17 protein-coding genes are annotated in these 19,308 nt (G+C 58.5%); 9 read left to right on the top strand and 8 right to left on the bottom strand.

The window, feature by feature from the left end; translation table 11 throughout:
• Window positions 1–60 precede the first annotated feature (60 nt).
• From WCX72_RS09340 to WCX72_RS09330, 3 genes are all read right to left on the bottom strand, one after another.
• Window positions 61–1,143, bottom strand: coding sequence for an epoxyqueuosine reductase QueH (locus WCX72_RS09340; protein WP_345969533.1), 1,083 nt, complete (start codon window positions 1,141–1,143; stop codon window positions 61–63).
• 9 nt (window positions 1,144–1,152) lie between these two features.
• Window positions 1,153–1,665 carry a peptidylprolyl isomerase gene (locus tag WCX72_RS09335; RefSeq protein WP_345969532.1) on the bottom strand — a complete coding sequence of 171 codons (513 nt, stop codon included), beginning with the start codon at window positions 1,663–1,665 and terminating at the stop codon, window positions 1,153–1,155.
• A 113-nt stretch (window positions 1,666–1,778) separates the two neighbouring features.
• Window positions 1,779–3,362 carry a hypothetical protein gene (locus WCX72_RS09330; protein WP_345969531.1) on the bottom strand — a complete coding sequence of 528 codons (1,584 nt, stop codon included), beginning with the start codon at window positions 3,360–3,362 and terminating at the stop codon, window positions 1,779–1,781.
• Window positions 3,363–3,621: 259 nt separating this feature from the next.
• Here WCX72_RS09330 and WCX72_RS09325 point away from each other — a divergent pair, with 259 nt between their 5' ends.
• The 8 genes from WCX72_RS09325 to acs all read left to right on the top strand — a co-directional run bounded on the left by WCX72_RS09325 (window position 3,622) and on the right by acs (window position 13,995).
• On the top strand, window positions 3,622–5,250 hold the full coding sequence (locus tag WCX72_RS09325) for a cache domain-containing protein (protein WP_345969530.1): 1,629 nt from the start codon (window positions 3,622–3,624) through the stop codon (window positions 5,248–5,250).
• On the top strand, window positions 5,231–5,890 hold the full coding sequence (locus tag WCX72_RS09320; RefSeq protein WP_345969529.1) for a response regulator transcription factor: 660 nt from the start codon (window positions 5,231–5,233) through the stop codon (window positions 5,888–5,890). Before WCX72_RS09325 ends, WCX72_RS09320 begins: the two co-directional genes overlap by 20 nt.
• Window positions 5,891–6,028: 138 nt before the next feature.
• On the top strand, window positions 6,029–7,432 hold the full coding sequence (locus WCX72_RS09315; protein WP_345969528.1) for an OprD family outer membrane porin: 1,404 nt from the start codon (window positions 6,029–6,031) through the stop codon (window positions 7,430–7,432).
• Between the two features lie 13 nt (window positions 7,433–7,445).
• The gene (locus tag WCX72_RS09310) at window positions 7,446–7,778 is read left to right on the top strand and encodes a DUF485 domain-containing protein (RefSeq protein WP_345969527.1); all 333 of its coding nucleotides are present in this window, start codon (window positions 7,446–7,448) and stop codon (window positions 7,776–7,778) included.
• Window positions 7,775–9,424, top strand: a complete 1,650-nt coding sequence (locus WCX72_RS09305; protein ID WP_345969526.1) for a cation acetate symporter — start codon at window positions 7,775–7,777, stop codon at window positions 9,422–9,424. Before WCX72_RS09310 ends, WCX72_RS09305 begins: the two co-directional genes overlap by 4 nt.
• Before the next feature lie 154 nt (window positions 9,425–9,578).
• Entirely contained in the window at window positions 9,579–11,396 is a 1,818-nt protein-coding gene (locus WCX72_RS09300; RefSeq protein WP_345969525.1) for a putative nucleotidyltransferase substrate binding domain-containing protein, read from the top strand.
• A complete protein-coding gene (locus tag WCX72_RS09295; protein WP_345969524.1) occupies window positions 11,396–12,025 on the top strand; it encodes a 3'-5' exonuclease in 630 nt (209 codons plus the stop codon). Before WCX72_RS09300 ends, WCX72_RS09295 begins: the two co-directional genes overlap by 1 nt.
• A complete protein-coding gene (gene acs / locus WCX72_RS09290; protein ID WP_345969523.1) occupies window positions 12,022–13,995 on the top strand; it encodes an acetate--CoA ligase in 1,974 nt (657 codons plus the stop codon). Before WCX72_RS09295 ends, acs begins: the two co-directional genes overlap by 4 nt.
• A 202-nt stretch (window positions 13,996–14,197) precedes the next feature.
• Here acs and tpx read toward each other — a convergent pair whose 3' ends face one another.
• From tpx to WCX72_RS09275, 3 genes are all read right to left on the bottom strand, one after another.
• Entirely contained in the window at window positions 14,198–14,758 is a 561-nt protein-coding gene (gene tpx / locus WCX72_RS09285; RefSeq protein WP_345969522.1) for a thiol peroxidase, read from the bottom strand.
• 145 nt (window positions 14,759–14,903) lie between these two features.
• Window positions 14,904–15,785, bottom strand: a complete 882-nt coding sequence (locus tag WCX72_RS09280; RefSeq protein WP_345969521.1) for a diguanylate cyclase — start codon at window positions 15,783–15,785, stop codon at window positions 14,904–14,906.
• Window positions 15,786–15,871: 86 nt separating this feature from the next.
• Window positions 15,872–16,732 (bottom strand): DUF6544 family protein, encoded by an 861-nt coding sequence (locus WCX72_RS09275; RefSeq protein ID WP_345969520.1) that lies wholly within the window; start codon window positions 16,730–16,732, stop codon window positions 15,872–15,874.
• Between the two features lie 74 nt (window positions 16,733–16,806).
• Here WCX72_RS09275 and WCX72_RS09270 point away from each other — a divergent pair, with 74 nt between their 5' ends.
• Entirely contained in the window at window positions 16,807–17,715 is a 909-nt protein-coding gene (locus tag WCX72_RS09270; RefSeq protein ID WP_345969519.1) for a DMT family transporter, read from the top strand.
• Between the two features lie 20 nt (window positions 17,716–17,735).
• On the opposite strand, the gene WCX72_RS09265 is transcribed toward WCX72_RS09270, so the two are convergent.
• Together WCX72_RS09265 and WCX72_RS09260 are read right to left on the bottom strand one after the other, a co-directional pair.
• Window positions 17,736–18,890 carry a hypothetical protein gene (locus WCX72_RS09265; protein WP_345969518.1) on the bottom strand — a complete coding sequence of 385 codons (1,155 nt, stop codon included), beginning with the start codon at window positions 18,888–18,890 and terminating at the stop codon, window positions 17,736–17,738.
• Complete coding sequence (locus WCX72_RS09260; protein WP_345969517.1) at window positions 18,887–19,240, bottom strand: hypothetical protein; 354 nt, start codon at window positions 19,238–19,240, stop codon at window positions 18,887–18,889. The genes WCX72_RS09265 and WCX72_RS09260 overlap by 4 nt, the downstream gene beginning before the upstream one ends.
• Between the last annotated feature and the right edge of the window lie 68 nt (window positions 19,241–19,308).

Here is a 19,308-nt window from a genome sequence, read left to right as displayed (position 1 = left end):
ACGTGTGTGATGTGATTTGCGGTGACTGTGCGGTTCAATGTTGAATTGAACCGGGCGGGTTCAGTCGATGATCAACCGTTCTTTGGTGTCTTCGTAGACCTTGGCGTCAAGGAAAAGGGCGTATTTGCCGTCGGGTTTTTCGTCCGTGACGATAACCGGGGTGAGGTCGAACGGTGTTTCGCAAAGCTGCTGGCGCAAGGCCAGTTCGTCTTCGAGTGCCGGCGGGTTGAAGATGAGTTCAGTCACGCTTTTGTACGACGTTGCCATTCTTTTGTTGAACGCATCTATCGTAATGAAACGGATGTCATCGCGGTTGAGGTAGTGGATGCCGTGTTGTTCATACTCGATTTTTCCATTGGCGCGTTGGCGCGGCAGGGTGGAGTAGTGCAGGGCGTAGGCCGGGACGCTCTGTGCCTTCCCTTTCGTCAGACGACAGGCGAACTGGCGGTAGTTGAGGAACTTCTGTTTGACGATTCTGTAGCTATTCCCCGCGTCCTCGAGGGCCATCCGCTGTTCGTACATGGCGAGCCGCTCCTCGATGGAAGCGGGGAGGACCTGGCCTGAAATGGGGGAGAACATCTCGTCCATCAGGCGATCCTGGTGCTCGCGCTGCATCGAGAGACCGAAGAGGCAGCCGCAGTAGTCTTGACGGTAAAGCTGCTGCTCCTTGGTGACCCGGCTCTGATCCTGGGTGCCGCCGCCGGCGCGGTAGTCGACGGCGATGAACTCGACGCCGTGCTCCCTGTGGAAAGCGTCGCCGACGCGTTTGAGCTGCTCCTGGGATTTGAGAGGACTGACCAAAAGGGTCGTCGTCATCCGCTTTTCGCCCAGCTCCAGGGCTTTGTGCGCGCTTACCTCGAAGCGGCGGTCGAAACAGACCTCGCAGCGCGCCCCTTTTTCCGGCTCCTTTTCCAACCCCCGCACGGCGTCCATCCACGTCTCGAAGTCATACTCGCCTTCAAACAGGTCGATACCGAGTTTTTTGCATGAACGCTGGACGTCAAGGTAGCGCAGGCGGTATTCGGAGTAGGGGTGGATATTGGGGTCGTAGAAGAAGCCGGTCAGCTTCTCCTCGGGGTAGTCGCGCTGCAGCTTCTCCAGGAAGAAGTGGGAGTCGACGCTGCAGCAGATATGGACCAACATGGCGGTAATTTACGCCTTTTCGGCGAGGATCTCGACTTTCTCGATCTTGTCCTGGCCGGCAATGCTGTCGAGCACGGCCATGGAGTCTGCGTCACCGGCTTCAATGCCGCCGAAGACGGTGTGGACGCCGTCGAGGTGCGGGCAGGGGACGAAGCAGATGAAGAACTGGCTGCCGCCGGTGTTCGGGCCTGCGTGGGCCATGGAGAGGGTGCCTTTAACGTGCTTGTGAACGTTGTTGGCCGTTTCGCAGGCAATGCTCCAGCCCGGACCGCCGGTACCCGTACCGTGCGGGCAGCCGCCCTGGGCCATGAAGCCCGGGATGACGCGGTGGAAATTGAGGCCGTCGTAGTAGCCGTCTTTGGCCAGGAAGGCGAAGTTCGCGACGGTATTAGGCGTCTCCTCGTTGTAGAGTTTAAGCCACATGACACCCTTGCTGGTGGTCATTTTTGCCCATTGGAACGATGCCATCTCCTCGGCGCTGTAGTCGTAGGTCTTGAGTTCTTGTTTTCCGAAACCGAACATAGGTAGTACTCCTGTCTATATTTAATCCGCATTATATTTGGGAAAAACTTAACGGGCGGTTTCTAAAGCGGGTTACTCGCGGAAAACGGGATAGACCAAGACTGCCGCCGGGCTCACGGCAGCGAAAAGCGGTAGGTGAGACCTGCGCCCACGGATGTCGCGCTGAAGGGCCTATCCTCATGGTAAAGGTCCGCAGTGTCCACGGAGACGATCTGGCCCACCTGCGCATAGAGCGCGAAGCGGTCACTGAGGCTGTAGCTTGTCCCGACGGAGGGTTTGAAGATGACGCCATCGACGTTTGTGCCGAGCAGTAATTGGAAGAAACTCTGAAACCGTGTGGAAGGGGTGTAGCGGTTCTGGACCCCGAAGCCCGCCAGGATCTCCCCGTATCCCGGGTACTCTCTGAAGTCGTTGTAGGCGATGCTGGCCTGGGTCGCAACGTACCAGTTCTGATGCAAGAGCACGTCGAGCTGCCCAGAGAGCATATGGACGTCGTGGTGATCCGCGTGGGCGACCTTGACGTTGAGGTCGCTCTGGGGAAAGATACTGAGGCGGAACCCCTTGTAGCGCGGGGCTGTTGCCGTATCAACCCCCTGCGTCTTTTTCCGTCCGGCCGAGAGATGGTAGTCGAGGGCGGCTCCGACCGTATAGTTTCTCGAGCTGCCCGTCGGCGCGGCCAGGTAGCCCCCGGTGATGGCCAGGCCGACGCCGTCGTTCAGCCGGTACTCCAACGCGGCTTTGGGATAGACCAGAAGCCCGGAGCCGGTATCGATGAGCTCGGGCGAGTAGCCCCCGGACCCGACGCCGACCTGGCCGTAGAGGTGCAGGTGCGGAGTAAACGCAAAACGGTGGCCGGCACCGGGAAGGACCTGATTGTAGAGCGGGCGCCCCCTGTAACCGACTTCCGCTTCGATGAAGAGGTAGTTGGCGTCATCGAGAAAATGGGAGTACTGCAGCGCGAGGGTGTTGATAGTTTTTCGGTTCGTGCCTTGCGGGTCGATCTGAAAGATGTTGTTCATTTCGAAGGTCAGGATGTTCTCATGCGAAGAGAGCAGGTCGTAAAAAGCCGGAACGATCTTGCCGGCATCGGCATAGGAACCGGCGGTGTAATCGACGGATTTCTCGATAAAGAAATTGACCTGCGAGCTGTCGATCTGTGAATCCTGGAATTTGATGCGGGCGTAGTTTATTCCCGCCGAGAAGCCGTTGTCGAAGGCGTACCCCAACCCGATGTAGCCGATGCCGAATCCCCCCGTCCCGGAGAGTTCCTTGCTCTGCTCAATGCTGGAACCGCCGCCCCCGCCGCCGACGGTCGCCCCCGCGTCGATGAAGAGTCCTTCGTAGAGGGGGTACTGGGCGTGGAGCGTGGCATCGAGGGTCATAAAGCCGCCGTAATCCCCCTCGATCAGCGGTGCATGGAAGCCGACGCCGAAATAGAGCCAGTGATTGAGCTGCTGGAGGTAGCGCATCCCGAGCAGGTCGATCGTGCCGCCGCCCGTAAGGGGGATCACCTGGTAGTCGGCGACGATCAACCCGTGCTCGGTATACGGTTCGTGCTGTGCAACGAGGGTGCCGTCCGCTTCGGAAAGCGGCTGCTGCGGGAGATCCGATGCAAGCAGCGTCGCCTGCGAAGCGAGGAAGGTCAGCAGCAGGGTTTGGACGCTTTTCAACGTTTGGGAAGCGGCAGGCAGTGGCAAAGGGCGCATCTTTTTCTCTGGGTAAATTTGGGTGTCGGCGAGTTTGCCTCCGTCGCGATGAGGGCTGTTCCGTCAATGATCAGTGACAAAATAGGAGCTTCAGGCCGGCGTGTTTGATTCACATTATAACACCGGGAGCGTCGTAGAATGCTGTAGCGCCTGGAAAGAATCCTGCCGATATGTTTTCTGCCGTGATTTGTTCCGCATGAGATTTAGGATAAACTTCATTTCAGTTAATGGGAAAACGGGATATGAGACATTGAAAAGAAAAGCATCGCACGGCCTGTGGCATACGATCAGCCTGGAGAAGATCAACTTCCTGGCCATTGTGGCACTCTTCTGCTTTGCGATGCTCTTTACGCTGCTGGTCATTTTCGAAGAGTACCGGGATTTTGACCGGGATGCGGCCCAGATGCGCGCGACCTACCTGCAGCAGCAAAAAGAGTTGATCCGCGAGGAGACGCAGCGCGCGCTCAGTTTCGTCGAGCACGAGTACGCGCGCTGGCACGGGCAGCTCGACGAGGCGGTGCTCCAGCGCAACATCATCGATGCGATCAACGCCCTCTACGACCGGGGCGACGGCAGCAAGTATATCTTTGTCTATACCCTTGAGGGCATCAACATCAACGACCCGAACAAGCCGGAAAACTACGGCAAGGATATGCTGGACATCGAGGATGTGAACGGTGTGAAGATCCTGCGCGAACTGATCGCGGCGGCAGGCTCCGGGGGATTCGTCCGCTACGTCTGGGAGAAACCGACGACGGGCAAGCTCTCCCCGAAGATTGCGACGGCGGTGGCCTTCGGACCCTGGCAGTGGCTGATTGGTACGGGGGTCTACCTTGACGATATCGATGCCCTGATCGCAGAGAAGAAGCTGCAAAAGCGCGACCAGCTTATCAAGTACGTGATGGAGATCCTCACCCTCAGCGCCATCCTCTTCGCCCTGGCGCTGAGCGGGATCAAACTGATCAACAAGGTACTGCGCGATGAGATCCGTACCTTCAGCGACTTCTTCTCCCTTGCCGCGTCGCGCTACGTCGTCATCGAGCGCGAACAGATACGGATCGCGGAGTTCCAGACCCTCGTCGAACACGTCAACGCCATGGTCGATACGATCCACAGCCGCAACCTCGAGCTCTCCGACCTCAACGCCTCACTGGAGCAGAAGGTGCGGGACAAAACGGCCAAACTGCAGAAGGAGAAGGCCTTCAGCGACCAGCTCGTGCAGTCGCAGGACGCTTTTATCAAGCAGTCCATCCACGAGGTCAACACCCCGCTGGCGGTGATTATGACGCAGATCGACCTCTACCGCCACATGCACGGCGAGGACCGCTACCTCGGCCATATCGAAGCGGCGGCAAAGATGCTCCATACGATCTTCGACGACCTGCGCTACATGGTGAAAAAAGAGCGGATCGACTACCCCTCCGACACGATCGACCTGGGAGCTTTTTTGCAGAGGCGGCTTGTATTTTTCGAGAGTGTCATGGCGGCGAACCGCCTGAAAGTGGCGGCAAGGATCGCGGAGGCGGTCCCGGTCTGTATCAACGAGGAGGAGCTGCGGCGCCTCGTCGACAACAACCTCTCCAACGCCATCAAGTACGCCTATCCCGACAGCACCGTCGACGTCGAGCTGGAGGTGGTGGCACAGACGGCCCGGATGCGTTTCACGACGCGCTCGAACCCGATCGACCGCCCGGAGAAGGTCTTCGAAGCCTTCTACCGGGAAGCGGACGAGCTGAGCGGTTTCGGGCTGGGGCTGCACCTGGTCAAGTCGATCTGCAACAAGTACGGCATCGAGACGGAGATCAGCTCCGAGGCGGGGGTGACGGCCTTTACCTATATTATTGCGAAAGGGGGGTGCGATGAGAATTCTGCTGCTTGAAGATGAGGTGATGCTGCAAGGCGCCGTGAGCGAGTACCTGCAGATGCATAACCACAGGGTCGACGCCTTCGTCGACGGGGCGGAGGCCCTGGAGGCCATTATGAAGGGCGGGTACGACCTGCTGATCCTCGACATCAATGTCCCCTCCATTGACGGCCTGAGCCTGCTTGAAAGCCTCAATGCAGCGAAGGTCGCCGTGCCTGCGATCTTTACGAGTGCGCAGACCGACATCGCCGAGATCTCGAAGGCGTACGAGCTGGGCTGTTTCGACTACCTCAAAAAGCCCTTTCACCTGCAGGAGCTTCTCCTGCACATCAACCGGGTCATGCGCGACGTCCCGCCGGACCAGCGCAAACATCTGCGCCTCTCCACACGCTACAGCTATGATATGCTCAACGAGACCCTGCTTTTTGACAACGAACCGCAGACGCTGACCCGCCGCCAGCACCAGATTATCGACCTGCTTGCGCGCAATATGAACCGGGTGGTCGATTTCGAAACATTCCGCATCTACGTCTGGGACGAGGCGATCATCGACAATGCGACGATCCGTGCCGAGGTAAACCGCCTGAAGAAGGGGCTCAAAGAGGATTTCATCCAGAACATCCGGGCGATGGGCTATATGATCACCTCGCGCTGACCCCCGGCCGTCACGGCCGAATTAGTGTTACTTTTTTTCCACCTTTCGCTGAAAATCCGCATTTTTTTCCGTCAGAATCCCATTGCTATGTTCGCGCTACGTTCCTCTCTTAATGTGCTGAGAGTACAAGGAGAGAGTATGAGAAAAACGTTACTTTTGTCCGGCATCGCCGCTGCGTTCCTTACCGCCAACGCGGCTGACGATATCGCCGCGATGTTTGCGAACGGCAAAACAAGCGGGCAGATCCGCGCCTTCTACGTCGACCGGGACTACTCCGGCTACGACGGGGCACCGCATCGTAACGCGACGGCGCTGGGCGGGCACCTGGGGTATGAGACGGACGCGCTCGCAGGCGTGAGCCTCGGGGCATCGGCCTATACGACGAACCGGATCTTCCAGGGGCTCGAATACGGTTCCACGTCCGAGGGGAAGGTTGACCCCTCCCTGTTCGGCAACGGCTACAAGAGCTACAGTATCTTCGGCGAGGCCTATGTCAACCTGAAGATGGGGGCGAGCAACCTGAAGCTGGGACGCCAGTCCCTCAATACGCCGATGGCCGCCGCCGATGACGCGCGGATGCTTCCGAGTTTCTTCGAGGCGTACGTCTATACGAACGGCAGCCTGGCCAACACGAGTCTCGTCGCGGCGCACATTACGAAGTTTGCCCCGGGCAGCTTCTCGAACATCTACACGGGGGGCGGAATTCTCGGCGCCACGTCGGGGTATTCGCCGATTGCGGCCAACTACCCCAAATACGGCGGCGACTTCGCCAATGTGGGGAGCTGGGCCGTCGGCGAGACGACTGCCGGCATCACGACGCTTGCGGCGGTCTATAAAGATGAGTATCTGAGCCTCCAGGCGTGGGATTACTACGCCTGGGACATCCTCAACGCCTTTTACGCCGAGGGGAGCGTGAGCTGGAAATGTCTGCTCAACCCGGAGGTGAAACCCTTCTTCAGCGCCCAGCTGATCAAAGAGAACAACGTCGGCGACAACCTGCTTCAGAACCTCGGCGGCGACGGCAAGATTGACAGCCTCTACGGTGCGGTGAAGCTCGGGGCAAAGTACCACGGTTTCAGCGCCTATGCCGCCTATTCGCAGACAACCGCGAACAGCGATGCCGATATCACCGGCACCCAGTCCTATGCGAATGCCGTGATCACGCCCTGGGGCGGGATGCCGGCATATACGCAGGGGATGGTGACGCGCCACCAGTTCATGGCGGGGACCAAAGCCTATAAAGGGGCGGTGGCCTACTCCTTTAAAGAGCAGGGCGTCAACCTGAGCGTGGCGGCCTACTACGTCGCATTCGACATGGACAAAAACAACGGCTATTCCGTTGTCAAAGACGTCAACGGAACCGTTACCGGGGGCTACGCCTGGACGGCGGCGGAACCGGGCTTTGACATCCAGTACTACCCCGAGGCGGTGAAGAACCTGCAGCTGAGACTGCGCGGGAACTTCCCCGACAAGTTCTACGACAGTGCGGCGAAAACCGTCAATTGGGACGAATACCGGTTTATTGTAAACTATAACTTTTAATTAAAGGACGATCATGACGAACGAAATGGTTGAACATATTAAGAACAATCCGAAGTACCAGGAGTTGGTGAAGACGCGCAGCGCCTTTGCCTGGAAGCTTTCGATCGTAATGCTGGTGGTCTATTTCACCTTCATCCTTACCATCGCTTTTGACCCGTCGCTGCTCGGCACGCCGCTGAGTGAGACGGGGGTCACGACGGTCGGTATCCCGGTCGGTGTCGCCATCATCTTCATCGCCTTCGTCCTGACGGGGCTCTACGTCAAGCGCGCCAACGGCGAGTTCGACGATCTTAACCGCGAGGTGCGTGCCGAACTCGAGCGCGACATGGCAAAGGGGGCTGAATGAAACGTCTTCTCCTGCTTCTGACGGCCACAGCGTCCACGCTGATGGCATCGGGCGCCATTGAGGGTGCCGTGGATAAACAGCCGCTGAACGTCTCCGCGATCGTCATGTTCCTCGTCTTCGTCGGTGCGACGCTGGGTATTACCTACTGGGCGGCAAAACGCACGAAAACGGCCAAGGACTTCTATACCGCCGGCGGCGGCATCACGGGCTTCCAGAACGGGATGGCGATTGCCGGCGACTACATGTCCGCCGCATCGTTCCTGGGGATCTCCGGCCTCGTCTTCCTCAAAGGGTATGACGGGCTGATCTACTCCATCGGTTTCCTGGTCGGCTGGCCGCTGATCCTGTTCCTCGTGGCGGAGCGCCTGCGCAACCTCGGCAAGTACACCTTTGCCGACGTCGCCTCCTTCCGTCTGAGACAGACACCGATCCGTACTCTGGCGGCCTTCGGCTCCATCGCGACCGTCACGCTCTACCTGATCGCACAGATGGTCGGTTCGGGCAAGCTGATCCAGATCCTCTTCGGTCTGCCGTACGAGGTCGCGGTCATCCTGGTCGGTGTCCTGATGATCCTCTACGTCACCTTCGGCGGGATGCTGGCGACGACGTGGGTCCAGATCATCAAGGCGGGGCTGCTGCTCTCGGGTGCGACCTTTATGGCCATCGCCGTTATGGCGCACTTCGGCTTCAGCTTCGAAGCGCTCTTTGCCAAGGCGGTCGAGGTCCACAGCACCCATGACGCCATCATGAGCCCGGGCGGTCTTGTCAGCGACCCGGTCTCCGCGATCAGCCTCGGTATCGCGCTGATGTTCGGTACGGCGGGTCTGCCGCACATCCTGATGCGCTTCTTTACCGTCAGCGACGCAAAAGAGGCGCGCAAATCGGTCTTCTATGCGACCGGTTTCATCGGATACTTCTATATCCTGACCTTCATCATCGGGTTCGGGGCGATTGTCATGGTGGCGACCAACCCGCACTACCTTGATGCGGCGGGCACACTGCTTGGCGGCAACAACATGGCGGCGATCCACCTCAGCCACGCGGTCGGCGGGAACTTCTTCCTCGGCTTCATCTCGGCGGTGGCCTTCGCGACGATCCTCGCGGTCGTCTCCGGTCTGACACTGGCGGGCGCTTCGGCGATCAGCCACGACCTCTACGCCAACGTCTTCCGCCGCGGGCAGGTCGACGAGATGCAGGAGATGCGTATCTCCAAGATCGCCGTCGTCGTCATGGGGATCGTCGCGATCCTGCTGGGGATTGCGTTTGAGAAGCAGAACATCGCGTTCATGGTCGGTCTGGCTTTCGCCATCGCCGCTTCCGCGAACTTCCCGGTGCTCTTCCTCTCTATGTTCTGGAAAAGACTGACCACGCGCGGTGCCGTCATCGGCGGTTCGCTGGGACTCGCTACGGCGGTACTGCTGGTGATCCTGGGGCCGATCGTCTGGGTCCAGATCCTCGGTAACGCGGAAGCGGTCTTCCCGTACAAGTACCCGGCGCTCTTCTCCGTCACGGTCGCCTTCGCCGGTATCTGGTTCTTCTCCATTACCGACAAAAGCGCGGACGGCGAGAATGAACGCGAAGCCTTCGAGGCCCAGAACATCCGTTCACAGACCGGTATCGGTGCCGAAGGCGCCGTCAGTCACTAAGGAGCAAGATCGTTGGAACATGAGTTGATTCCGGCCGAAGTCGGAACAAATTTATCTGACCCGTTAGGGGCCAGTGTAGGCATCCGGGCTTTTCGAGGAAACATCGCTTTTGCAAGCGGTATCCCTTGTTTGGCCCGGATGGCGTGCTAAATCCATGAGCATATTCGACCAGAAGCAGCTTTTGGCGTCGATGCACCCCTTTGACCTGTTGTCATCGCGGGCGCTGGACAACGTCATGGCACAGATGGACATTGCCTACTACCCCCGGGAGACGGTACTGGTCTCGCCCAACGTCCCCGCGGAGTGCCTCTACATCATCATCAAAGGCAGCGTGCATGAGTGGCTAGGTGAGGAGCTGACCGACGCCTACGGGGCGATGGACAGTTTCGATGCCGACGCCCTCATCTACGGCCAAACGGACAAACGCTTCGTCGTAGACGAAGAACTCATCTGCTACGAACTCCCCAAACAGATTTTCCTCGATCTGATCCAGGACCATGACGCCTTCAAACATTTCTACCTCGAAGACTTTGTCACCAAGCACGAACAGCTCAAAATGCTCAAGCAGCAAAACGACCTGACGCCGTTTATGGTGGCGCGCATCGGCGATATCTACCTGCATACGCCCTGCATCGTCGCGGCGGAAACCCCGATTGCGGAGGCGGTACGGCAGATGGAGGCGATGAAGAGCCCGGCGATCCTCGTCGAGGGGGAAGAGGGCTACGGCATCGTGACCGATTCGGACCTGCGCCGCAACGTCCTGATGGGGGCGGTCGAGGCTTCCGGCGCCATCGGCACCATCGCTTCCCGTCCCCTGGTGACGATAGAGAAACAGGATTTCCTTTTCAACGCGCTGCTGCTGTTCACCGCGCACCATATCAAGCGCGTCGCCGTCACTGACGGCGGAAAGGTCGTCGGGATCCTCGAGCAGCTCGACCTGCTCAGTTTCTTCGCCAGCCACTCCTACCTGGTGGCGATGCAGGTCGAGAAGGCCGACAGCATCGAGGCGCTTCAGCGCATCGGGGAGGAGATGGTCAACCTGATCCGCTCCCTGCACACCAAGGGGGTCAAGGTTCGCTACATCACCAAACTGGTCAATGCCCTCAATGCGAAGATCTACCGCAAGGTGTTCGAGTTCTGCGTCGCGCCGGAACACCGTGGGGACTGCGCGCTGATCGTGATGGGCAGCGAGGGACGCGGCGAGCAGATTCTGCGGACCGACCAGGATAACGGCCTGATCATCCGCGACGGCTGCGGGAAGGATTTCGCCGACGAGATGGCGGCGATGAACGCCGCCCTGCGCCGGCTCGGGTTCCCGGACTGCCCCGGCAACGTGATGGTGACCAATCCGTGGTGGCGCCGTCCCCTCGCCGATTACCAGACCGACATCGACGGCTGGGTCGGCTCGATGGACGAGGCGGCGCTGCAGAACCTCGATATCTTCCTGGATGCCCGCTGCGTTGCCGGGAACGCCGAGCTGCTGGATCGGGCGGAGCAGTACCTCTACGGCCGGTTTGAAGGGCGCGACGACGTGCTGGCGCATATGGCGAAGGCGGCGCTCAGCTTCGAGACGCCGCTGAGCCTCTTTTCGGGACTGGTGGTCGAGCGCAGCCACGGGAACACGCTGAACCTGAAAAAGGGCGGTATCTTCCCCATCGTGCACGGCATACGCGTCCTGGCGCTCCAGAAGAAGATCCGGGAGACGAACACTTTCGAACGGATCAAACAGCTCAACAATGCCGGGGTCTTCGACAAGACCTTTTCGACGGAGCTGATGGAGGCGTACGACACGCTGCTCTCGATAAGACTGCGGGCCCGTTTGGCACACGCCGCAGAGGGGTGGATGCTCAACGATATCGCCCCGGGCGGGCTGGACAAACTGGAGCGGGACCTGCTCAAGGACAGCTTCAAGGTCGTCAACGCCCTTAAAAAGCTGCTGACCTACCACTTCCACCTGAACATGGTGATGTGATGTTCAAGGCGTGGCGAAAGCAGCGGAACCGCAAACGGCTGAAGGATGAGGCGTACGCCTTTTTGTTTGAACCCTATGACGGCGACGAGGTCGTCGTTTTCGATACGGAGACGACGGGGCTCGACCCCAAAACGGACGAGATCGTCTCCATCGGCGCGGTGAAGGTGAAAGGCAACCGGATCCTCACCTCGGAGACCTTCGAGGTCTACCTGAAAACGTCCCGTCCCATTCCGGCGGAGAGCATCGAGGTACACGGCATAAGGCCCTGCGATCTCGAGTATGCGCTCTCCCCGCCGGAGGGGATTGAGAAGTTCCTGCATTTCATCGGCCCGCGGCCGCTGGCAGGGTATTACCTGGAGTTTGACGTGGCGATGATCAACCGCTACGTCAAACCCTGGCTCGGGGTGGAACTTCCCAACCCGAAAACAGAGGTCTCGGGCCTTTACTTTGACAAAAAAAATTTCGGTATACCGCAAGGAAACATTGATTTACGCTTCGATACAATCCTTGCCAACCTGGGAGTGCCCCCTATGGGGCGGCACAATGCCGTCAACGACGCGATCATGACGGCAATGATCTTTATCAAATTGAACAATACGATTAAACTCAAAACAGGAGAGAGAACATGAGTGATACAACCGTCAAACCGGTTTTCCAGCCCAACCGCGAATTCGCCAAAACGGCACGCATCAAGAACATGTGTGAATACAAGGAACTGGCAACATGGGCCGAGGAGGATTACGAAGGGTTCTGGGACCACTTCGCGAAGGAGAAAATTGACTGGTTCGAGCCCTATGGCAAGGTACTCGACGACAGCAACATGCCGTTTGCCAAATGGTTCGAAGGCGGCAAGCTGAACGTGGCGCACCAGTGTATCGACCGCCACCTCGACTCCCGCAAGAACAAGGCGGCGATCATCTTCGAAGGGGACCGCGGCGACAAGAAGATCGTCACCTATCTGGAGCTCTACTACAACGTCAACAAGATGGCGAACCTCCTCAAGAACGAGTTCGGCATCAAGAAGGGCGACCGCGTCGTCATCTACATGCCGATGATCCTGGAAGCGGCCTATGCGATGCTCGCGTGTACACGTATCGGTGCGATCCACTCCATCGTCTTCGGCGGTTTCTCCGCGGAAGCGCTGCGCGACCGCATCATTGACGCGGAGGCGAAACTTGTCATCACGGCCGACGGTGCGTTTAGAAAGGACAAGCCGTACATGCTCAAGCCTGTTGTCGACAAAGCCCTCGAAGAGGGGTGCGACTGCGTCAACAAGGTACTTGTCGTCCAGCGCAACGGCGAGGATGTCGACTGGAAAGCGGGCCGCGACTACTCCTACAACGAGATGATCGAGCAGCAGTCCGCCGTCTGCGAAAGCGAACCGATGGATAGCGAAGACCCGATGTTCCTGCTCTACACCTCCGGTTCCACCGGCAAACCGAAGGGGGTTCAGCACAACACGGCGGGCTACATCCTCTGGGCACAGATGACGATGGAGTGGGTCTTCGACGTCAAGGAGAACGACACCTACTGGTGTACGGCCGACATCGGCTGGATCACCGGCCACACCTACATTGTCTACGGACCGCTCGCGATGGGCGCGACGACGCTGATGTTTGAAGGGGTCCCGACCTATCCGGACGCGGGACGCCCGTGGAAGATGGTCGAAGAGTACAAAATCAACCAGTTCTACACGGCGCCGACGGCGATCCGCGTCCTGCACAAAACGGGGGCGGAGGAGCCTGCGAAATACGACCTCAGCTCCCTCAAGGTCCTCGGTACCGTCGGCGAGCCGATCGACCCGCCGGCGTGGAAGTGGTACTACGAGGAGATCGGCGGCGGCAAATGCGCCATCGTCGATACCTACTGGCAGACGGAAACGGGCGGCCACATGGTCACGCCGCTGCCGGGTGCAACCCCGATCAAACCGGCCTGCGCGACCTTCCCGCTGCCGGGTATCATGGGCGAGATCCTCGACCCGGAAACGGGCAAGAAAGTCGGTGCGGGCGAGAGCGGCTACATGTGTGTCACCAAGCCGTGGCCGTCCATGATCCGCGGCGTCTGGGGCGATCCGGAGCGTTTCGTGAAGTCCTACTTCGGCGACGTCAAAAAAGACGGTCAGCCGGTCTACTTTACCGGTGACGGCGCGAACTATGACGACGACGGCTACATCACCATTACGGGCCGTACCGACGACGTCATCAACGTTTCCGGCCACCGTATGGGGACGGCCGAGGTCGAAGCGGCGTGCAAGAAGCACCCGAACGTTGCGGAAGTCGCCGTCGTCGGCAAGCCGCACGAGCTCAAAGGTGAGGGGATCTTCGCCTATGTCGTCCTCAAGGGCGAAGAGAGTATGGCCGAAGACGTCGAGATGTCCAAGGAGATCAACAATGTCATCAAGCAGGAGATCGGCAACATCGCTGTCTGCGACGACATCGCCTTTGTCCCGGGCCTGCCGAAGACCCGTTCAGGCAAGATCATGCGCCGCATCCTGCGCTCCATCGCCAAGGGCGAGGCGATCACGCAGGATACGTCGACGCTCGAAGACCCCAGTGTCGTCGAGAAGATCCAGGAAGTCGTCAACGCCTGCCGCGTCTAAACATCCACTGCATCTGAACAGCCGCGCTTCAGCGCGCTGCTGCTTCTCTCTTCACTCCTCCGTATACTTTTTACCGATACCCGCTTTCTTTATATGGTCTGTACCTCTGCACGGATGGATGATTTGCGATGATGCATATTGGAAAGATCAAGGGGGATGGGAGCGGAGCGCTCCCGGTCGGCGCAGCTGCGCCTGAAAAACGTCAGTTCAGTTTGTTGACCGCTTTGATGACCGCGTTATAGTCGGGCTCGCTGGCGATTTCGGGCACGAGCTGTCTGTAGGTGATGACGCCCTCTTTGTTGACGACGAAGACGGCACGGGTAAAGAGGTCTTTGAGGAGCGGTTCGCCGATGTTGACGCCGTACTGCGACGCCCCCGCATGATCGGCGCGCTTGTAGGCTGATGCCAGTGTAATGTTGCCGATGGATTCAAAGCCGCAGAAACGTTTCTGGGCGAAAGGAAGGTCCATGGAGACGATGTAGAGATCGACACCCTTCATCTGCTTGACCTTGTCGTCGAAGGCTTTGGATTCGAGGGAACAGACCGGGGTGTCAATCGAAGGCACGAACGCGATGATCTGCGTCTTTGAATGTGTACCGCCTATGGTGACGACCGAGAGATCGTTTTTGACGGCGGTGAATGTGGGGGCTTTTTCGCCCACGCCGGGCATGGTGCCTTCCAGGGCGACGGGGCTGCCTTGGAAAGTGACGCTTTGGGCGAATGCCAGCGTGGCGGAGAGGGTGAGGGCGGCAAGAATACGCATCGTTATTTTTCCTTTTTTTTAGTTACGGCGGCTATGTTACTATAAAAAAAACAGATGAGGATAAAAATTTTTCTTATTTTATAAATTAATATTGATTGAAGCTTTGCAGACGTCAGCGCGCTTGGTGCAGCGGGAAAGGCGCCAATCAGGCGGAAACGACACTCTTGTTTCGCCCGCCCAGTTTGGCTTCGTAGAGGGCTTTGTCGGCCTCTTCGATGGCGGTTTCAATATTGTGGTGGTCCCGGAGCTTGGTCACACCGGCAGAGATCGTGACGCTGACAGTGTCGCCGTTATGCATGTGCGTCTGCATTTGTGCAACCCCTTCGCGGATACGTTCGATGACAGCGGCGGCGGTCTCGACATCCGTATGGGGCATCATGATCAAGAACTCCTCCCCGCCGTAGCGGTAGACATTGTCATAGGGGCGCAGATGCTGCAGGATATAGGCGGCGATATTGGCAAGGACAAGGTCGCCTACCGGGTGGCCATAGGTGTCGTTAACCTGCTTGAAGCGGTCGACGTCCAGGATGGCGATGACCGTCGTATCCACATGGCGATCGATCAGGTCCATCTGCTTGCGCAGGTCGCTGAGCATACTGATACGGTTGCGTACACCGGTGAGAGGATCGCGGTTGTACAGGGTCTCTTCGAGTTCGTATTTGAGCGTCTGCAGATTCAGGCGCAGGCGTTCGACGGCATTGGCGAAGTTGTCGTAATCGATATAGGAGATGGCCTCGCCCCGGGAGGAGGTCTCAAGCAGCAGCTTCGCATTGGCATGTACCTGTTTATGCTCGCCGCGGATGGACTGAAAGGTCTTGTTTTCTTGCATCTCCTTTTCGGAACAGTGGTAGTACCACTGTCCGAAAGTGCAGTGGTGGTGGGCGTCTTCGGCCATGTCCCGCTGGTCGAAGGGGAGGCGGCAGACGATGGAACGGATGATGTTCTGGTACCACTGGCTATGGTTGTAGATGGCCTGATCCACTTCGCGGATGACGGCCAGGAGCTTCTCCCGGTTGATACGGTACATTTTATTCCCTCCCCACAGGTAAAACAAAACTTTCTATCGTCAGCTTATCATATTCTCTAATAATTTTTCAAAGAAAATAGTGAAGCTTACTCTCCCGAACTGCCCGGTGCAGGAAAATGGATCGCGGTGACCTCCGCTTTGTAAAAGGGGAAGTACCCCTCGGTGCCGAACAGATTGCCCCCTTCGACCCTGAAGGGGAGGCGGTAGCCCGAGACGTCGCGGAAGTCCGACAGCGTTCCGCCGAAGGGCTGCAGCCGGTACTGCTTCTGCGGGTTGGCGTTGCTCCAGCGCAGCATGGAGACTTCCACGGGACGCCCGTCGTCGCCCAGGGTGATATCCACCGTCTGCGAGAGCGCTCCGTGCGTCACAGTCACGCGGGCGACGCTCTCGCTCACTGCTTCCCAGGCTACCCCTCTGCCGGGCAGCAGGGCCGCCGGGCTCCAGAACACCGCTTCGATGACGCAGCGGCCGAAGGCGGAGCGGGTGTGGTCCGTATCGCCGCCCGCCCGGGCGACGGGAAAGAGCCCCAGTATCCGGAACCGCGTCCAGCTCCCCGTATCGGAACCGGAGACGGGCAGGCCGCCGATGAGCCGCATCTTCCAGACAAAGCCGTAGGGCAGGGCGAGGATCTGCCGGGCCTCCATGGGCAGGTACTCGGGCGGTTTGAGGCTGAAGAGGCCTTTCATGTCGATCTCGGCGACGCTTAGCTGCGGCGTGCCGGGGGCAATGGTGTAAGCGAAGTAGCGCCGCGCCGCCTCCGGGAGCTCCGCCACCGTCGCCGGGTCGAACCGTACGGGGTGCACAGGCTGTTTCGAGAGGAGCCGCCGCCATTCGGTCCGCTCCGCGTTCCGGTCCCAGAAGCGGAGCAGGGAGAGCGCGATGATCAGCAGCACGAGTACGATGAGGAAGAGGTAGAGCAGTGTCATCGGCAGTGTCCGTTTACCCATAATCATTACCGGCTATCTTAACCAAATTTCAAAATCCTGTACAATGCCGCTAGTCATTAAGCGTGGGGAGCACTATGAAGAAGTACAGCGTCTATATTCTTGTCGGTCTCTGCGTGCTTTTCTGGTCGGGCAACTTCGTACTGGGGCGGTTCGTCCGTGACGATGTACAGCCGCTGGAACTGGTCTTTTTCCGCTGGCTGCTGGTCTGCGTCATGCTGCTGCCGGCGCTGTACTACGTCAGCTTCCGCAACATCATCCGGCTGATCCGCGCGCACTTCGTCGTCACTTCCGTCCTGGCCATTTTGAGCGTGACCTTCTTTAACACGATCCTTTACACGGCGCTGCAGACGACGACGGCGACCAACGCGCTGCTGATCAACTCCAGCGTGCCCATCATGATCCTGATCCTCTCGGCGCTCATGCTCAAGCATGACGTGACGAAGCGGCAGGTTGCGGGCATCGCCCTTTCGACGATGGGGGTTCTCTTTTTGATCCTCAAGGGGGAAATAGGCAACATCGCTGCGCTCAACCTCAGCCACGGCGACTTCTGGATGCTCGTCAGCTCGCTGGTATGGGCGCTCTATTCGGTCCTGTTCAAACTGAAGCCCGCGGGCTTCAGCAGCGCGGAGCTCTTCATGGCCAATATGTACCTGGGGTTCGTCTACCTGCTGCCGATCTACCTGGTGCAGGGCTACACGTTTCATGCCGAACTGCTGCTGTTTGAAAATTACTGGACCTACTTCATCTACGTCTCGCTCTTCGCCTCGATCCTCTCGTATATCTTCTGGAACAGGGGAATCGACGTGCTCGGCGCGGCGAAAACGGGACAGTTTGCCCACCTTATGCCGCTTTTCGGTGCCGTACTGGCCTATATCTTTCTCGGCGAAACGCTGCAGTTCTATCACGTCGTCGGGGCGGTGTTGATCGGGGCGGGGATCTATACGTCGCTCTTTCTATCGAAACCCGCGGCCGCAACAGAGTAGCCGTTGCTCCGCAGCCCGCGTTAAAACTTGTACTTGAAGCCCAGTTCGTATACCTGGTCGTTTTGTCTGTCCAGGGGAAGTTTCCCGTCGGAATAACTGACGTAAAGGCCCTCGGCCTCAGGCATGACGAGCGCCACCGTAAAAAAGCTGTAGGTGTCCAGCCCCGCGGCTTTGACCGCACTGGAGGGATTGATCTCCTGGTAGTAGCGGTAGTTCGCCTCTATAAAAGCGTCGGCGTCATTGTAGGTCGCGGCGAGGGTCCGAAAACTGGCTTCGAACCGCATCCGCGTAAAAGAGGATTCATCCCCGGCGATGATCTGGCGCGGGGTGTCTGAATCCGGGTCTACCTGGTCGATGCCGATCAAAAACTCCGGAAAAGAGGAGCCTCTTGGTTGCCAGGTGTCATCGACGCCGCTGAGCAGACGCAGCAGCGCCGCCGGGTAGTCGAGGATATTGAACTGGGCCAGCACCGACGTTTCGGCATTCCAACCCTTCGCAATCATATTGGCATAAAGCCCGTAGTAATACTGCTTCGCTTTAAAGGATTGATCCGCTTCAAGGCCCCCTTTGACGGAGAGGTCGAAGTAGTACTGATCCGAGAGCTGATTCCGCACCGCTTTGGCGAGCTCTTTCCATGCGGACAACTGCCGGAGCTCCTCCGTCGTGTTGGCTTCGGCGGCGGCGTCTTCGAGCCTGTTCAGGAGCGCAAAATCCGGTGTCGCAGGCAGAACGCCTCCGGTCGAAAAGTAGTATCCGAACGAAAAGCGCGTGTCTGTGAGATTGCGCGGGTTGGCTTGTTGCTCAAACGCGACGTTGCCCGAAGCGCTGAAGTTCAGTGCCAGGCCGGTGTGCGTTGCCTTCTCCGAACGGAAAGCGTACTGGGCGATGTCCCTGGAATATTCATACTCGAAGCCGAGCGATGTGGAGGCGTTGTCGTCGCTTTCAAACACTTTGAGCTTAATATCCGCGCCTTTGAGCATCGTTTCCAGAATGGAGCGCTGCGCCGCATCGGCGAGGGGCTGCCGTTCATCCAGCAGGCGGCTGACACCGGATTTGGATGCAGCGACGATGGTGTCGGTATTGATCTCTGCATGGGCCTGCGACGGGTTCATTACGAGAAAAAATGCACCGAGGACACCTGCGACGAGTGCGCACAGGGAGCTGCCTCTTTTCATTCGTCATCCTCGCCGTAGAAGTTGTAACTGATATCACACTTTTCCGCCAGGTCCGAAACGGTTGCCTCCGGTGTTGTCAGAACGTCGACCATCGCGTCGATAGCCTGCTCTCCCGTGATATCCTCCTCGTACGTCGCGCCGCGTACTTCGCGGAAAACATTGTCCATCTGGATCGCGAGCGTTCGGGCCGCGGCTTTGCGCTGATCACCGCTGCTGGTCTGATTGAAAAAGGTAAGCTCTTTGATCTTGAGCTCTCCGGCTTCACGAAAGACCGTGTCGAGCTGCTCCAGAAGCATTAACGTGGACCAGGTTGTTGTGCAGGCGCGATTGTTTTTGCTCCAATATGCCATAAGATTCTCCTTTGGTACAGACGGAGGACGTCCGCTCTGTTTCACTATTCATAATTTAATAAAAACAG

The sequence above is a fragment of the Thiomicrolovo immobilis genome (assembly GCF_039645955.1).
GTDB classification, from domain to species: Bacteria; Campylobacterota; Campylobacteria; order Campylobacterales; family Sulfurimonadaceae; genus Thiomicrolovo; species Thiomicrolovo diazotrophicus.
This window is presented reverse-complemented; position numbering and strand designations above follow the sequence as displayed.